Origin of the sequence: Pseudarthrobacter sp. NCCP-2145 (assembly GCF_023708005.1) — a bacterium.
Classification (GTDB): Bacteria; Actinomycetota; Actinomycetes; order Actinomycetales; family Micrococcaceae; genus Arthrobacter; species Arthrobacter oxydans.
On the sequence record NZ_BRCG01000033.1, the window covers coordinates 16,334 to 30,385 of the forward strand.

General features: G+C 68.0%; 15 protein-coding genes. 12 read left to right on the top strand and 3 right to left on the bottom strand.

The features are described 5' to 3' along the window. Positions 1-119: 119 nt before the first annotated feature. The 3 genes from NFU08_RS20065 to NFU08_RS20075 all read left to right on the top strand — a co-directional run bounded on the left by NFU08_RS20065 (position 120) and on the right by NFU08_RS20075 (position 4,386). The gene (locus tag NFU08_RS20065; RefSeq protein ID WP_174180539.1) at positions 120-764 is read left to right on the top strand and encodes an alpha/beta hydrolase; all 645 of its coding nucleotides are present in this window, start codon (positions 120-122) and stop codon (positions 762-764) included. Between the two features lie 395 nt (positions 765-1,159). Then, entirely contained in the window at positions 1,160-1,912 is a 753-nt protein-coding gene (locus NFU08_RS20070) for an HAD family phosphatase (RefSeq protein ID WP_251425787.1), read from the top strand. A 131-nt stretch (positions 1,913-2,043) separates the two neighbouring features. After that, on the top strand, positions 2,044-4,386 hold the full coding sequence (locus tag NFU08_RS20075; RefSeq protein WP_251425789.1) for a glycoside hydrolase family 65 protein: 2,343 nt from the start codon (positions 2,044-2,046) through the stop codon (positions 4,384-4,386). Between the two features lie 21 nt (positions 4,387-4,407). Here NFU08_RS20075 and NFU08_RS20080 read toward each other — a convergent pair whose 3' ends face one another. Beyond that, positions 4,408-5,742 (bottom strand): MFS transporter, encoded by a 1,335-nt coding sequence (locus NFU08_RS20080; RefSeq protein WP_251425791.1) that lies wholly within the window; start codon positions 5,740-5,742, stop codon positions 4,408-4,410. Positions 5,743-5,904: 162 nt separating this feature from the next. Between NFU08_RS20080 and NFU08_RS20085 the strand changes: the two genes are divergently transcribed. Continuing rightward, entirely contained in the window at positions 5,905-6,717 is an 813-nt protein-coding gene (locus NFU08_RS20085) for a hypothetical protein (protein WP_251425793.1), read from the top strand. Next, positions 6,701-7,450: a LamB/YcsF family protein gene (locus tag NFU08_RS20090; RefSeq protein WP_251425795.1), complete on the top strand. Its 750-nt coding sequence runs from the start codon at positions 6,701-6,703 to the stop codon at positions 7,448-7,450. Before NFU08_RS20085 ends, NFU08_RS20090 begins: the two co-directional genes overlap by 17 nt. Here the strand turns inward: NFU08_RS20090 and NFU08_RS20095 are convergent. Continuing rightward, entirely contained in the window at positions 7,447-8,805 is a 1,359-nt protein-coding gene (locus NFU08_RS20095) for a DUF445 domain-containing protein (RefSeq protein ID WP_251425797.1), read from the bottom strand. The genes NFU08_RS20090 and NFU08_RS20095 overlap by 4 nt on opposite strands. 49 nt (positions 8,806-8,854) lie before the next feature. Between NFU08_RS20095 and NFU08_RS20100 the strand changes: the two genes are divergently transcribed. The 7 genes from NFU08_RS20100 to NFU08_RS20130 all read left to right on the top strand — a co-directional run bounded on the left by NFU08_RS20100 (position 8,855) and on the right by NFU08_RS20130 (position 13,463). Continuing rightward, positions 8,855-9,754, top strand: coding sequence for a glycerophosphodiester phosphodiesterase family protein (locus NFU08_RS20100; RefSeq protein WP_251425799.1), 900 nt, complete (start codon positions 8,855-8,857; stop codon positions 9,752-9,754). Positions 9,755-9,844: 90 nt separating this feature from the next. After that, positions 9,845-11,185 carry a CoA transferase gene (locus tag NFU08_RS20105; RefSeq protein WP_251425808.1) on the top strand — a complete coding sequence of 447 codons (1,341 nt, stop codon included), beginning with the start codon at positions 9,845-9,847 and terminating at the stop codon, positions 11,183-11,185. Between the two features lie 40 nt (positions 11,186-11,225). After that, positions 11,226-11,687: a hypothetical protein gene (locus NFU08_RS20110; protein ID WP_174180521.1), complete on the top strand. Its 462-nt coding sequence runs from the start codon at positions 11,226-11,228 to the stop codon at positions 11,685-11,687. Beyond that, a complete protein-coding gene (locus tag NFU08_RS20115) occupies positions 11,684-12,442 on the top strand; it encodes an AzlC family ABC transporter permease (RefSeq protein ID WP_377084717.1) in 759 nt (252 codons plus the stop codon). The genes NFU08_RS20110 and NFU08_RS20115 overlap by 4 nt, the downstream gene beginning before the upstream one ends. Then, positions 12,439-12,750: an AzlD domain-containing protein gene (locus tag NFU08_RS20120; protein WP_174180517.1), complete on the top strand. Its 312-nt coding sequence runs from the start codon at positions 12,439-12,441 to the stop codon at positions 12,748-12,750. Before NFU08_RS20115 ends, NFU08_RS20120 begins: the two co-directional genes overlap by 4 nt. Before the next feature lie 123 nt (positions 12,751-12,873). Beyond that, on the top strand, positions 12,874-13,131 hold the full coding sequence (locus tag NFU08_RS20125) for a hypothetical protein (RefSeq protein WP_251425801.1): 258 nt from the start codon (positions 12,874-12,876) through the stop codon (positions 13,129-13,131). An 83-nt stretch (positions 13,132-13,214) separates the two neighbouring features. After that, complete coding sequence (locus NFU08_RS20130) at positions 13,215-13,463, top strand: hypothetical protein (protein WP_251425803.1); 249 nt, start codon at positions 13,215-13,217, stop codon at positions 13,461-13,463. 92 nt (positions 13,464-13,555) lie between these two features. Here NFU08_RS20130 and NFU08_RS20135 read toward each other — a convergent pair whose 3' ends face one another. Next, complete coding sequence (locus NFU08_RS20135) at positions 13,556-13,780, bottom strand: hypothetical protein (protein WP_174180513.1); 225 nt, start codon at positions 13,778-13,780, stop codon at positions 13,556-13,558. Between the last annotated feature and the right edge of the window lie 272 nt (positions 13,781-14,052).

The following is a 14,052-nucleotide window of genomic DNA, read 5'->3' on the forward strand; positions in this document are numbered from 1 at the left end:
TGAATGGTGGGACGGCAGCTGCCTCGGCTCCCCGCACGTGGCAAGGCCGGGGGACGGGGCCGCCGCTGGTCCGGCACGGCGTCGGGCTCCTTCGCCGCCTGCCTCGCTAGGCTGATCCGATGGAAACAGTTGTTTGGTCCAAACCGGAAGACCAGCGGGCGGATACCCCGCTGCTGGTCATGATGCATGGCTACGGTACGGACGAGTCCCGCATGGTGCGCCTGTTTGAATACCTGCCGGCGGAATTCACCTGCGCGGCGCTGCGGGCCCCCATGGATATCGGAGACCACTACGGCTGGTTCCTGCTGGACTACTTCCTGGCCAACGACTTCGCCGACGTCATCAAGGCTGCCGCCGCCGTCCAGGCCTGGATCAACAGCGTCAAGGGCCAGCACAGCAGCGTGAGCCTGCTCGGGTATTCCCAGGGCATGGCGATGGCCAGCACCCTGCTGCGCCTGCACCCCAAGGACTACGAGGCGGTGGTGGGGCTGTCCGGCTTCGTGCTGCAGAACGAGCTGCTGTCCCTCACTGAATCCTTCGATACCCGGCCGCCCTTTTTCTGGGGGCGGGACAAGGCGGACCTGGTCATCAATGAGGACGCCATCGCCTATACCGGGGAATGGCTCCAGGAGAACACGCTGCTCACCGCCAGGACATACCCGGGGATGGGCCACGCCATGTCCAAGACGGAAATGGTGGACGTAAGCTCCTTCCTGCGCCACTACGTGCTGCGACCGGAGGGGTCCACCAGTAACCGGCGGTGACGCTGTGGGGACGCTGAGAAGTGCGTCACGTCGGCGGGGCAAGAAAAAACAGTTGCCAGCTAAATTTGTAAGCGCTTACACTCTTCTTCGGCCGTTATAGCGGCACTGAACTGGGCGAACAAGGAGATCAGCGCGGTGCGGACGATGTACTGCAGCCGGCCACGGCCTGATGTTCTTTACCTGGCCTGCACGGCAGGCCGATCCGCAGGCTTGTCTGGGGGCGCCGGCATGCCCATGATGGTAGAGCTGCATCGATCGGCAGGGTCAACGCCACCGCGTTACCCCGCGGGCGGGCACCTGCCGCACTTCCAGGTCATCCGGGCATCGTCGCCTCCAAACTTCACGGCACCCCTCGATAAGGCTGCCCGCCGTCCGGAAAGGACACCCCACCACCCATGAGTGACACCACGGCAACAGGCCATGCAGCCGGCGGCCTCTCCGCCTGGGCCGGCGCATCGGCAATCCTCTTCGACCTGGACGGGGTGCTGACCCCCACGGCAACCGTCCATGAGCGCGCCTGGCAGGAACTATTCGAGGGCTTCCTCGCGTCGCAGCCCCAGGTGGCCGGCTACAGCGAAAGTGACTACTTCGACCATATCGACGGCAAACCGCGGTTCGACGGCGTACGCGACTTCCTGGCCTCGCGTGGGATTGTGCTCCCCGAGGGGCCCACTGACGACGACCCCGCCAACACCACCGTGCAGGGCCTGGGTAACCGGAAGAACCGGATTTTCAACGACATCGTCAGCACCGGCGTCGAGCCCTTCGAAGGGTCCGTACGCTTCCTCGACGCCGTGCTGCAGCGCGGACTGAAGGTCGCCGTCGTCTCTTCCTCCCGCAACGCACCCGCAGTCCTGGCGGCGGCCGGGCTCGCGGACCGCTTCCCTGTGGTGGTGGACGGCGTGGTGGCTGCCAGCGAAGGCCTGCCCGGCAAGCCGAACCCCGCCACCTACGAGTACGCCGCACGCCTGCTGGATCTTCCCAGTGAGGAATGCGTGGTGGTGGAGGACGCCGTCTCCGGTGTCCAGGCCGGGGAGGCCGGATCCTTCCACTCCGTCATCGGCGTGGACCGGGGCGCCGGCCGGCAGACCCTGCTCGACGCCGGCGCCACCCTTGTGGTCAACGACCTCAAGGAACTGCTTCCCTAAGGAACCGCTGCCTTCCCCGAGGCAGCCACGCTGCCCCGGCAGCCTGTTTCAGTACCCGTCATCCCCCCAAAAATCATCCCCAGGCCGGCAGCAAACCAGCTGCCCGGCCACACTTCGAAGGACCCAACACCATGGCCCTGATCTCCGCGGACCGCGAAAGATTCCCCAACAACCCCTGGCAGCTCGTGGAAACCCGCCACGAACAGGGCAATGAGGGGACCCTGGAAACCCTCTTTGCCCTGGGAAACGGGCACCTGGGAATACGGGGCGCCCACTGGGCGGCAGCCGACTCCGACCTTCCCGGCAGCTTCATCAACGGGCTGCACGAGATTTGGGACATCAAGCACGCCGAAAACGCCTTCGGCTTCGCCCGCACCGGCCAGCGCATCCTCTACATCCCGGACGCCAACAACTTCAGCGTCGTCCTGGACGGGGAGTCCCTCAGCCTTGCCGAGTCCGAGGTGCTGGACTACCGGCGCTCCGTTGACTTTTCCACCGGCGTCTACGAATGCCGGGTCACCTGGCAGTGCCGTTCCGGCGCCGTCGTCACCACCACCGAACGGCGAGCCGTCGGATTCGCGTCCAGGGGAAGCCTTGGCATCTCGCTGGAGGTGGACACTGACCGCGAGGTTTCGGTGGACGTGACCTCCTCCCTGATCAACCGGCAGGACCAGCCTGTGGAGGACCACTCGGTCCACGATCCCCGCCGTGCGGGCCGGCACGCCGGACGGGTCCTGCTGCCCCTGCGCCTTGACGGCGGTGACGGGTCGCTCCGGCTGGCCTGGGAAGCTGCCGAATCGAAGCAGCGGGTGGGCGTGGCCGTGGACCACTGGACCTCCGCGGGCCATCAGCCGTTCGAGACCCTGGTGGACCAGGACGACAGCAGCGTCCGCTACGTCCTGGCGGTCAGCCCCGGCGAGCCGTTCCGCCTGGAAAAGAGCGTCAGCTACGCCGCTGGCCGGGCCATCCAGGACCCGTCGGTTGACCCTGCGGCCGTTGCCGAGGAGGGCCTGCGCCCGATGGGGGACATCTTTGCCGAGAGCGAAGCGCACTACCGGGACTACTGGGCTACCTCGGACATCGTGGTGACCAGCGAGTCCGTGCTGCAGCAGGCCATCCGGTGGAACCTGTTCCAGCTCGCCCAGGCAACGGCCCGCGCCGACGTCGCCGGAATTCCTGCGAAGGGTGTGACGGGCTCGGGGTATGAGGGCCACTATTTCTGGGACCAGGAGGTCTACCTCCTGCCCTACCTCACCTACACCAACCCCGACGGCGCCCGGAAGGTCCTCGAGTTCCGCCACGGCATGCTTCCCGAAGCCAAGGTCCGGGCCAAGGAACTGAGCGTGGACGGCGCCCTGTTCCCGTGGCGCACCATCAACGGTCTTGAGGCCAGTGCCTACTACGCCGCCGGCACGGCCCAGTTCCACATTGCGGCCGCGATCGCGTTTGCCACCAACCGGTACGTGTGGGCCACGAAGGACGCCGGGTTCCGCGACGGGATGGGTGCCGAACTGCTGATTGAAACAGCGCGCATGTGGATCTCCCTGGGCTTCTTCGGCAAGGACGGGCTCTTCCACATCCACGGCGTCACCGGCCCCGACGAGTACACCGCCGTGGTCAATGACAACCTCTACACCAACGTGATGGCGCGGTTTAATCTGCGCGCCGCCGCGGCCCTGGAACATGCAGGCATCAGCGACGAGGAGCGGCAGCTGTGGGAGGCGGCTGCGAACCGCATGCAGCTGCCGTTCGATGAGCGGATGCAGGTGCATTCCCAGGACAACGACTTCATGCACCTCGAACCGTGGGACTGGACCACGCCCCGGTCCAAGTACCCCCTGCTGCTGCACTTCCACCCGCTGGTGATCTACCGCCACCAGGTCCTCAAGCAGGCGGATACCGTCCTGGCGATGTTCCTGCAGTGGCAGGACTTCACGGTGGAGGAGAAACAGCGCGCCTTCGACTTCTACGACCCCCTGACAACCGGCGACTCCACCCTGTCCGCCTGCGTCCAGGGCATCATGGCCGCCGAGGTGGGGTACTCCCGCGAGGCGCTGGAACACTTCACCAACGCCGTGTTCATCGACCTTGACGACACCCACGGCAACACCATCGACGGCGTGCACATTGCCTCCACCGGCGGGGTGTGGAGCTCGCTGGTCTGCGGGTTTGCCGGGCTTCGGGACCAGGGTCCGGTCCCGTACTTCGACCCGCGCCTGCCGGCGGAGTGGGACGGGCTGGCCTTCCACCTCAAGATCCAGGGCCGCCTGCTGCTGGTGGAACTCGAGACCGGCTCCATCACGCTGACCGTCACCGAAGGGGAGCCCCTGGTGGTGGACGTCCGCGGCCGGCAGCTCACGGTGGGCGCAGAACCCGCCACGGTGGCGTTGGAGCCCGTGCCGCAGCCGGAACCCACGGTGTTCCCCAGCGGGCATCCGACGGCGAGCATCCCGGTGGTGCGCGCCAACAGCTGAGTGCGGGGCGGCGGCGGGAGCCTAGTCTCCCGCCGCCGTCGTGCGTTCCAGCGCAGGTTCCTGGTCCAAGGGGTGGGCCAGTTCGTCGGCGGGCATCCCTGCAACAGCCATGGCGACGACCGCCATCACCGGGCAGACGCCGCCGGCCACCAGGAAGATCAGCCAGATGGGCAGCACCTCTGCGGCCGGCCCGGCCAGCGCCATGGACACCGGCATCAGGGCCAGCGAGACGAAGAAATCCAGGCTGGAAACCCGGCCCAGGAGGTGCGGGGGAACCCGCCGCTGGAGCAGGGTGCCCCAGATGACCATGCCCACGCTGCCGGTGGCACCGAAGATGAACAGCGCCGCGGCGATTGCCCAGAAGCTGTCCATGACGCCGACGGCGGCCAGCGGCAGGCTGCCCGCACCCCAGGACACCATCATCACCGTGAGGTAGCGGCGCGGCAGCCGGAAGGATGCGGTCAACAGCGAGCCCAGCGCGGCGCCGACCCCCATCACGGCCAGCAGGAAGCCGAACATGCGGGAATCGCCCGCCAGCTGGTCGCGGACCACGAACGGCAGCAGGACCTCGATGGGGCCAATTAGGAACAGGACCGAGATGCAGGCCCACACCAGGGTCCACAACAGCCACGGGGTGCCCAACGTGTAGATGACCCCTTCGCGCAGGTCGTGGAAGAAGGACCGCCTGTCCACCTCAGCGTCCTCGGCACCGGCGCCGGCCGGCCCGCCTGCACCGTCCACGGCCCCGTTGGCGGGAGCAGCCAGTGCATGCTGGCCCAGGAAGTTAAGGACGATGAACGCCAGGAGGTGGCACACCGCCACCGCCGTGACCGCGTGCGACGGCGAGAGGGCAGCCACCACGATGCCAGCCACGGCCGGACCTGCCGCCTGCTGGAGGACGGGACGCATGGACCCTTCCATTCCGTTCGCCGCCAGCAGGTCCTGGGCGGGAAGGATGCGCGGCAGGATTGCGGAGTAGGCAGGAAAGAAGAACGCCGCGCCGACACCCAGGACAAAGGAACCCGCTGCGACGTGCCACAGCTGGAGCAGGCCCGTCATGGCGAGTCCGCTGACGGCCGCTATCACCGCGAGGTTGGCTCCCTCCACGGCGATGATCAGCCGGCGCTGGGGGATCCGGTCCGCGGCGATGCCGCCGGCCAGGACGAACGCCACCAGGCCCACGCTGCCGGCGGCGGCAACCAGGGACAGTTCGAGGGGGCCGCCGCCCAGATGGATCACCTGGTAGACCATGGCCACGGCCCACATGCCGGAACCAAAGATTGAGATGGCCAGCGCTGCGATCAGCACCCTGTACTCGCGGTGGGCAAAGGGCCGCAGGGCTTTGGGGGTGGGCATAGGCTAAGTCTAGGCTTTGGGAGCGCTCCGGAGGAGCCCCGCCGGAGTGCGCCGAACGGGACGGGGCAGGTGGGTGGCCGCTCCTGCGGTGGCCTAATGTTAAGCAACCTTAGTATGAGGAATTCCGGCACAGGCGTGCCGGCGAGACAAGCAGAGGTGACCATGGCCAAGCGCAGCAATCCCGCAGTACGGATAGCACAGGAAACCGCCCACAACGCGGTGTTCGACGCAGACGGGAAGCCCAAACCGGGCGTCCACAACATGCTCCTGAAGGCGGTGGAAATCCAGCGCCCGCTGGTGGTGGCCTACATCCGCCGGCTGCAGAGGAAGCACCCCCGGGCCACGGCAGCCCAGCTCGCCGACATCCTGGAACGCGACTACCTCCGCGCGGTCACCGGCGGCGGTGCGCTGGTGGGCGCGACCGCCGTCGTGCCCGGCGTCGGCACCGTGGCGTCCCTGGGACTGTCCGCCGCCGCAACCGTCGGGTTCCTGGAAGCAACAGCCCTCTACTCCACCTCGCTGGCCGAACTGCACGGGATCCGGCTGACCAACCCCGAGAAGGCCAGCACCATGGTCATGGCCATCATGCTGGGCGAGGAAGGGACGGCGCTCCTGGGGACCCTCAGCGGGCAGGCTGCCGGCAGGGAGATGAGCGCCAACAAGGCCTGGGGCAATGCCCTGTCCAAGTCGATGGCCGTGCCGGGCTTCGGCAGCATCCGGAACAGGATCCAGAAGGCCTTCCTCAAGAACCTCCTCAAACGGCAGGGCTCCGCGTTGTTCGGCCGGGCGCTGCCGTTCGGCATCGGCGCGGTGGTGGGCGGAGCCGGTAACCTCATGATGGGCCGTGCGGTGGTGTCCAACGCCAAGGAGGCGTTTGGACCCATGCCGGACACCATCCCCGGAGAGCTCACCGCCGCCGCGGCGGCCCAGGACACCCCGACGCTGGAAGGCAAAACTTTTGGATCTCAACGCTGACCTTGGCGAATCATTCGGCTCCTGGCGGATGGGGGACGACGCCGCCATGTTCCAGCTGGTCACCAGTGCCAACGTGGCATGCGGCTTCCACGCCGGGGACCCCGTCACCATGCTGGACAGCTGCCGGGCCGCCTACGAACTCGATGTGACTGTCGGCGCCCACGTGGGGTACCGGGACCTTGCCGGTTTCGGCCGCCGCTCGCTGGACATGAGCTTCGACGAGCTCTTCGGCGACGTGCTGTACCAGCTGGGAGCACTCGACGGCGTTGCCCACGCCGTGGGTGCCTCCGTGGACTATGTGAAGCCGCACGGAGCCCTGTATAACCGGCTGGTCCACGATGCCGAACAGGCGTCGGCCGTGGTGGCCGCGGTGAACGCGTACGATCCCGGCCTGCCCATCCTGGGGCTCCCTGGCTCCGAGCTCCTGAAGCAGGCCAAGGACGCCGGGCACCCGGTGTTCATCGAGGCCTTCGTGGACCGCGCCTACCGGGCGGACGGCACGCTGGTTCCCCGCTCGGAGGAGGGTGCCGTGCTGCACGACGTCGACGCGATCGTTGAGCGGGCCGTGCGGCTGGCTGCCAAGGGCGAAGTGGTGGCCGTGGACGGAACAGTGGTCCAGGTCAGGCCCGATTCCCTGTGCATCCACGGCGATACGCCGGGCGCGGTGGGGATGGCTGCCGCCGTCCGGGCCGGACTGGAAGCGGCCAGCCTTGAACTGGAGTCCTTCGCCTAGCCGAAAACCAGGTGTGCCACCGTAAAGATGGCAAGCCCGGCCAGCGCGCCCACCACGGTGCCGTTGATCCGGATGAACTGCAGGTCCTTGCCCACCTGGAGTTCGATCTTCTGCGACGTTTCCTCGGCATCCCAGCGTGCCACGGTGTCCGTGATGACCCCGGCAATGTCCGAACGGTAGGTCCGCACCAGGTAGCCGGCTGCGTCGCCGATCCACGCGTTGACCTTGCCGGCCAGTTCGGGCTCGCTGACCAGCCGGGAGCCGAAGTCCCTCACGGCAGCCTTGAACTTCACGGTCAGTTCGCTGTCGGGATCGTCCACGGCGCCCAGCAGCGCATTCTTGACGGTGCCCCACGTGCGGGAGGCCAGTTCGCGCACCTCCGGGTCGCCCAGCACCTGGGCCTTGATGTCCTCGGCGCGGGCGATCATCGCTGGATCATGCTGGAGATCCTGGGCAAGGTCGTTCAGGTACTTGTCGATGGACTGCCGGACCTGGTGGTTCGGGTCGGCCTGCACCGCGCGGACGAACTTGAGGATCTCCACGTAGACCTTGTCGCCCACCAGCCCGTCCACGAACTGCGGCACCCAGGTGGGGGAGCGGTCGGACACCAGGTGGGTGACCGTGGCGTGGTTGTCATCCACCCAGTCGGCGGCGCGGTCCACCAGCAGGTCCACCAGGTTGTGATGGTGCCCGTCGCGGAAAATCCGTTCGGCCATCTTGCCCACCGGCGGCCCCCACGGCGGAGTCAGCAGGTGCTTACGCACCATTCCCTCGATGACCGCCTGGACGTCGTCGTCATTCAACACCTTGAAAAGGCCGCGGATGACGGCGGCGCCTTCCTTGGCCACCCGTTCGGAACCGGCGGGCGTGGCAAGCCATTCGCCCGCCCGGCGGGCGATATTCACGCTGGCGAGCTTGTCCTGGACCACCTGCTCCGAGAGGAAGTTGGTCTCCACGAACTCGCCCAGAGAGGCGCCGATCTGGTCTTTCCGGCGCGGAATGATGGCAGTGTGCGGGATCTTGATGCCCATGGGGTATTTGAACAGCGCCGTGACGGCGAACCAGTCAGCCAACGCGCCCACCATGCCGCCCTCGGCCGCCGCGCGCACGTACTGGAGCCACGGATATTCCTTCTGCAGCGCGAACGCGAAGACGAAGATCACGGCCATCACCAGCAGCAGTCCCAGGGCCACCAGCTTCATTTTCCGCAGCGCTGCCGCCTTTTCGGCGTCGCCCGCACTCAGCTGGTGGCCGACGGCGGCCCGCGCCTCCGCAGGGCCCCTCGAGGCCGGTGGGGTGGAAGGGGTGGGCCCGCCGGGTGATTCCCGGGTAGTTGGCTCAGAGTTCACCTGCATGTGCCAAGCCTAGTCCCGCAGCACGGGGCCGGTCGGCTACCGTGTCTGCATGACTACTGATGAGTCAGCGCCGCAACGGCCGTTGGTCTTTGCCCACCGCGGCTCCAGCGCCGCGTTCGCCGAACACACCCGGGCCGCCTACCTGCAGGCCCTGGCCGACGGCGCCGACGGCGTGGAGTGCGACGTCCACCTCACGCGTGACCAGCACGTTGTCCTCCTGCATGACGCCAACCTGGACCGGACCTCGGACGGAACGGGACCCGTTGCCGAGCGCACCCTCCGGGAACTGCGGCACCTGGATGTCTCGTCATGGAAGGGCGCCCGCATCCCGGAGGCCTACGGCGCCCGGTCAGAGCAGCTCCTGACGCTGCCCGAACTCCTGGACATCCTGCGCGGTGCAGGCCGGCCGGTGAAACTGGCCATCGAGCTCAAGCACCCCAGCCCTTACCAGCTCAAGCTGGAGGACCGGGTCCTTGAGGTGCTCCGCAGCGAGGGGTGGGACCCCAAAAGCTCTTCCGTGGACAACGTGGCGGTGACTTTCATGAGTTTCAGCCCGGACTCGGTCCGGCACCTGCTCAGCTCCGTTCCGCCGGAGTACATCTGCCAGTTGGTGGACGACGTGGACATCCGGGCGATCCGCGGCGGGCTGGGATTCGGGATGATCACCGGCGGCGCCATTGCCAACCTGATGAGGGCCACCCAGGCCGAGGGCGAGAGGATCCTGGACAACGGTGAGGTAGGCCTGGCCGGGCCCGGCATCGAGTATGTCCGCCGGCACCCGGCTGCTGTCCAGCGCTGGCTCGCCTCCGGCCGGCGCTTCCGGGTGTGGACGGTGGATTCGGAGCAGGATGTTGCGCTGTGTGCGGGACTGGGAATCCAGGAGATCACCACCAATGTGCCGGCCCGGGTCCTGAGCCAGCTGCAGGTTGCCTCGCCGCAAGGAAGGTAGAGGCTGGTGGAGGAGGACCAGGCCGGCGTGCCGCCGCTGTTCCGCTGCCTTGGGCCGGTTTTCCACCAGCAGGATGCTCCCGCAGGGCTCCTGGCTGCGCCCTGGTCCGGTCCCCGCCGCTGGTGGGCCGGGCCCCTGGACGTCGAAGGCCTCGGCCTGGGTTCGGTTGGTGCTGCTGCGGCGGCCCTCAACCTCCTGGCGGGCGCGCCGGGCCGGTTCGCCACCACCTCAGCCCTGACCGCCGGCGCCTTCGACTCTTCAGGGCACCTGCGCGTCTCCGGGCACCCCATCCAGGGGTTCGCCCCGCTGTCCGGCTTCCGGCGCACCCTGGACGGGTGGATCCGGCTCCACGCCAACTATCCGCATCACGAACAGCGGCTGATGGAAGCGCTGGGTGCCACCACCGCTGACGGTGTGGCTGCTGCACTCCGCAGCATGGAGTCGCTGGAAGCCGAAGCCGCCATCCAGTCCCGCGGCGGGGTGGCTGCGGCTGTCAGGACCCGCGCCGACTGGCTTGCTTCCGCCATGGGCCGGTCCGCCGGCACGGGACCCTGGATTGACGTGACGCTTCCCGGCGGGAAGGCAAAACGAACCGAGCGGCCCGTGCTCCGGCCCATTGAAGATCCGCGTCGGCCACTTCAGGGCGTGCGCGTGCTGGACCTGACCCGCGTCATCGCCGGTCCCGTGTCCACCCGCCTGCTGGGGGCGCTCGGTGCGGACGTGCTGCGGATCGACCCGCCGCAGCTTCCGGAACTCACCGGCCAGTTCGTTGACACCGGGTTCTGCAAGAGAAGCGCCGAGGCGGACCTGGCCATCCCCGGGAACCTGGACCGCCTGCGCCACCTCCTGCGGACCGCCGATGTTGTGGTCACGGGCTACCGCGCGGGCTCCCTCAACCGCTTCGGCCTGGATCCGCAGGCCCTCCTGGAAGCCCGGCCGGAGCTGGTGCTGGCCACCCTGGACAGCTGGGGCAGCGACGGCCCGTGGAGCGGGAGGCGCGGGTTCGACAGCATCGTCCAGGCGGCCTCCGGGATCGCGGACCTTTACGGGGCGGAGAACAACGACGGCGGCTGGCAGCCGGGAGCGCTTCCCGTCCAGGCGCTGGACCACGCCACCGGGTACGGCCTGGCTGCCGGTGCCATCGCATTGCTCGCGCACCGTCAGCACGGCGGCCTGGGCGGGTGGGCGCGCCTGTCCCTTGCCCGCACCGCCGAGGAACTCCTGAACCTCCCCGCACTCCCCGCCCTGCCTGCCCTGTCCGGCGAAACGGGACGCCCGGCAGGGCCGCCTCCCGCACCTGTACTCCGGACACAGGCCAGCACATACGGCGGACTTCGCTACGCCGCGCCGCCACTGCTGGCGGACGGCCAACCCCTCGACTATGACCGCCCTCCCGTCCCCTACGGAAGCTCGGAGCTGGCCTGGGCCTGAGGGTTACAGGAGCCCGCCGCGCCTGTGGTTGAGTGGAGCCATGCCTTTTCCCCGCTCCGGCCGGGCCGCCCAGACCCTCTCCGCTGCAGCCATGAGCGCGCTGCTGCTGGCCAGTGCCATGAAACACTTCCGCGACCCCGCCTTCTACCGCCAGGTGGTCCCGGGCTACCTCTGCCGTGACGATGACCCCGGCCGGGATGCCGCTCCCGCACGTCCGCTTGCCCTCCTCTCCCGGGAGGAATGGATCGCCCTGAGCGGGCTGCTGGAACTGGCAGCCGCCGTCGGAATCCTTGTCCCCGGAACGCGGAAGGTGGCCGCCACGGGCACCGCCGTGATGTTCACCGCGTTCCTGGCCGGACACGCCGATGCGCTCCAGCGGGCGTACGGACCACGGGGAACGCGGGCCCAGCGGAAGGTGCACACCGTCCGCCTTCCGCTGCAGGCGCCGCTCATAGCGTGGGCGTGGAGCCTGCGCCGGCCTGCCGCAGGAGCACGTCCGTGACCCTGCTGGCCTCCCCGGCGGTGCGGATGGGGATCTCCATCAGCATTGCCACCGGACTGTACGGCGTATCCTTCGGGGCGCTCTCCGTGACGTCCGGACTCAACGTCTGGCAGACGATGGCACTGAGCCTGCTCCTGTTCAGCGGCGGCTCTCAGTTCGCGTTCATTGGCGTGGTGGCCGGCGGCGGGTCCGGCATCGCTGCCATGAGCGCCGCCACCCTGCTGGGCATGCGTAACGGGATCTACGGCATGCAGCTCAACGCCCTCCTGCACCCCACCGGATGGCGCAAGTACGTGGCAGCACAGCTCACCATCGACGAGTCCACGGCAACCAGTTCAGGCCAGACGGACCCTGCAGAGCAGCGCCGCGGGTTCTGGGCGGCCGGCATCGGCATCTACGTGCTGTGGAACCTGTTCACCGCCATCGGCGCACTCGCCGGGAGCGGCCTGGGCGACCCCAAGCAGTGGGGGCTGGACGGCGCAGCCGTGGCCGCGTTCCTTGGGCTGCTCTGGCCGCGGCTCAAGGGACGCGAGCCGGTGGCCATTGCCGCTGTATGTGCCGTGGCCACCGTCATCGCCGTGCCGTTCGTTCCCGCCGGCGTGCCAATCCTGGTGGCGGCCGTGGTGGCAGCGGTGATCGGCTGGTTCAGCCACGGCCGGAGCGACGAAGGCCTGGAGCCTGACGTGGACCCCTTCCGGGAGCGCCACCATGGCACGCACCGCGCCGGGGACACCGGTCCGGGGGCCACCGGATGAGTCTCTGGATCTGGCTGCTGATTGCTTGTGCACTCGCCTACGCGTGGAAGCTGGTTGGCTACTTCGTTCCGGCCCGGCTGCTTGAAGACCCGCGCATGTCGCGGGTGGCGGGCACCATGACCATCGGGCTGCTCGCCTCCCTGACTGTGGTGAACACCTTTGCCACAGGACAGTCGCTCGCTGTCGACGCCAGGCTGGGCGCGCTGGTGGCTGCCGCCGTGGCCCTGGCGCTGCGCGCACCGTTCCTGGTGGTGGTCCTCGCCGGTGCTGGAACGGCTGCGCTGTTGAGGATGCTGGGTTGGAATTAAGCGCCCAGTAGGGACGGGAATACAGCTACCTCACGTGATGCAGATCACATTAATTGCTCTTTTCCGGTTGTACTATAAAAGCGGCTATGCAGTCGGCCGTGGAAGTTCGCATGAATGGTGACCATGGAAAATCAACTGCATGCAGCCGGGGAAAGATCCGGACGTCTGCGCCGCAAGAATCCGGGACGGCGGGCGGGACTCCCAGCCAAGCGCTTCTTCACCCGGTTTGCCCGCCTTGCTGACGTTCCGGAGGAGGACCTCGAACTGCTCTCCCGGAGCCTGCGGACGTCGCTGGACCTGGATCCGGCATCCAACATTCCCGCACTGCATGCCCTGGTGCGCCAGGAACTTCGCAGCAGGGGAGAGGCCGGCGGCAGGTAGCAAAGGGCATCCCGGAACCGATCTGTGGTGGACTGGCACCAGGGCCGCAAATCCACTGCGGCGGCCACGAAGGAGGAACCGAGATGAACGATCAGTCACGTCCGGAGCAGCAGGGGAAGCCGCGGCAAGGCTATCTTGACCCCAGGGGGTCGGAATCCACCCGGGAGATGCGGGATACAGCCCGCCGCCGCCGGGATGCCGAGGAAAAACTGCAGCAGCACCTCAACGAGGCCAAAGACCACGTGCCCAATGAACGCGACGACCAGCCAGGGCAGCCCGGGCACAAGGAGTCCGACGGCGGCGGCGACGGCGGGCAGGTCCCGTCCCGCTAGGTTGGGACGACAGGGCGCCGGGCACATCCGCTGGGGCGGGTGGCAAGAGTTGGAGCCTGCTGGAACGGGTGGCGGGAGTTGGAGCCTGTTGGCTAGGCCACGCCGTGGGCTGCGCCACCGGGAGAACCGGCCCGCCGGCAGCTCTCTTCGACGGCCATCTCGTACCATGCCTCTGCCCCGAATTCGGGTTCAGGCGTGTCCAGGTTCTGGTACAGGGCGTCCAGCAGGTTTGCGAGTTCTTCCGCGGTCAGCGAGGGAAGGACTTCCTCGGGGCCGCGGGGATCGTTGAGGTAACGGTTCAGTTGTGAACTCTTCATTGTGCCGCTGCCAGAATGCGCCGGAACTGCCGGGATTGCTTCATGGGTCACTCCATCCCAAAGTCGGGAGGCTGGCTGCGTAACCCCTCCTGAAGTGTATTGCACCCGCAGGACGCCCACAATGGTGCCGTCCGCGCGCCAGGCAAAACGCGCGCGCCCGCATTCCGGAGCCCTGGCTGCGCCCCGTGCGGCGCGGTTCTACTGCATGCCTTAGCCCAGGTGGGGGCCGGTTCCGGGTGTGGACGGGACGGGCACGTGGGCCGGCAGGGGGC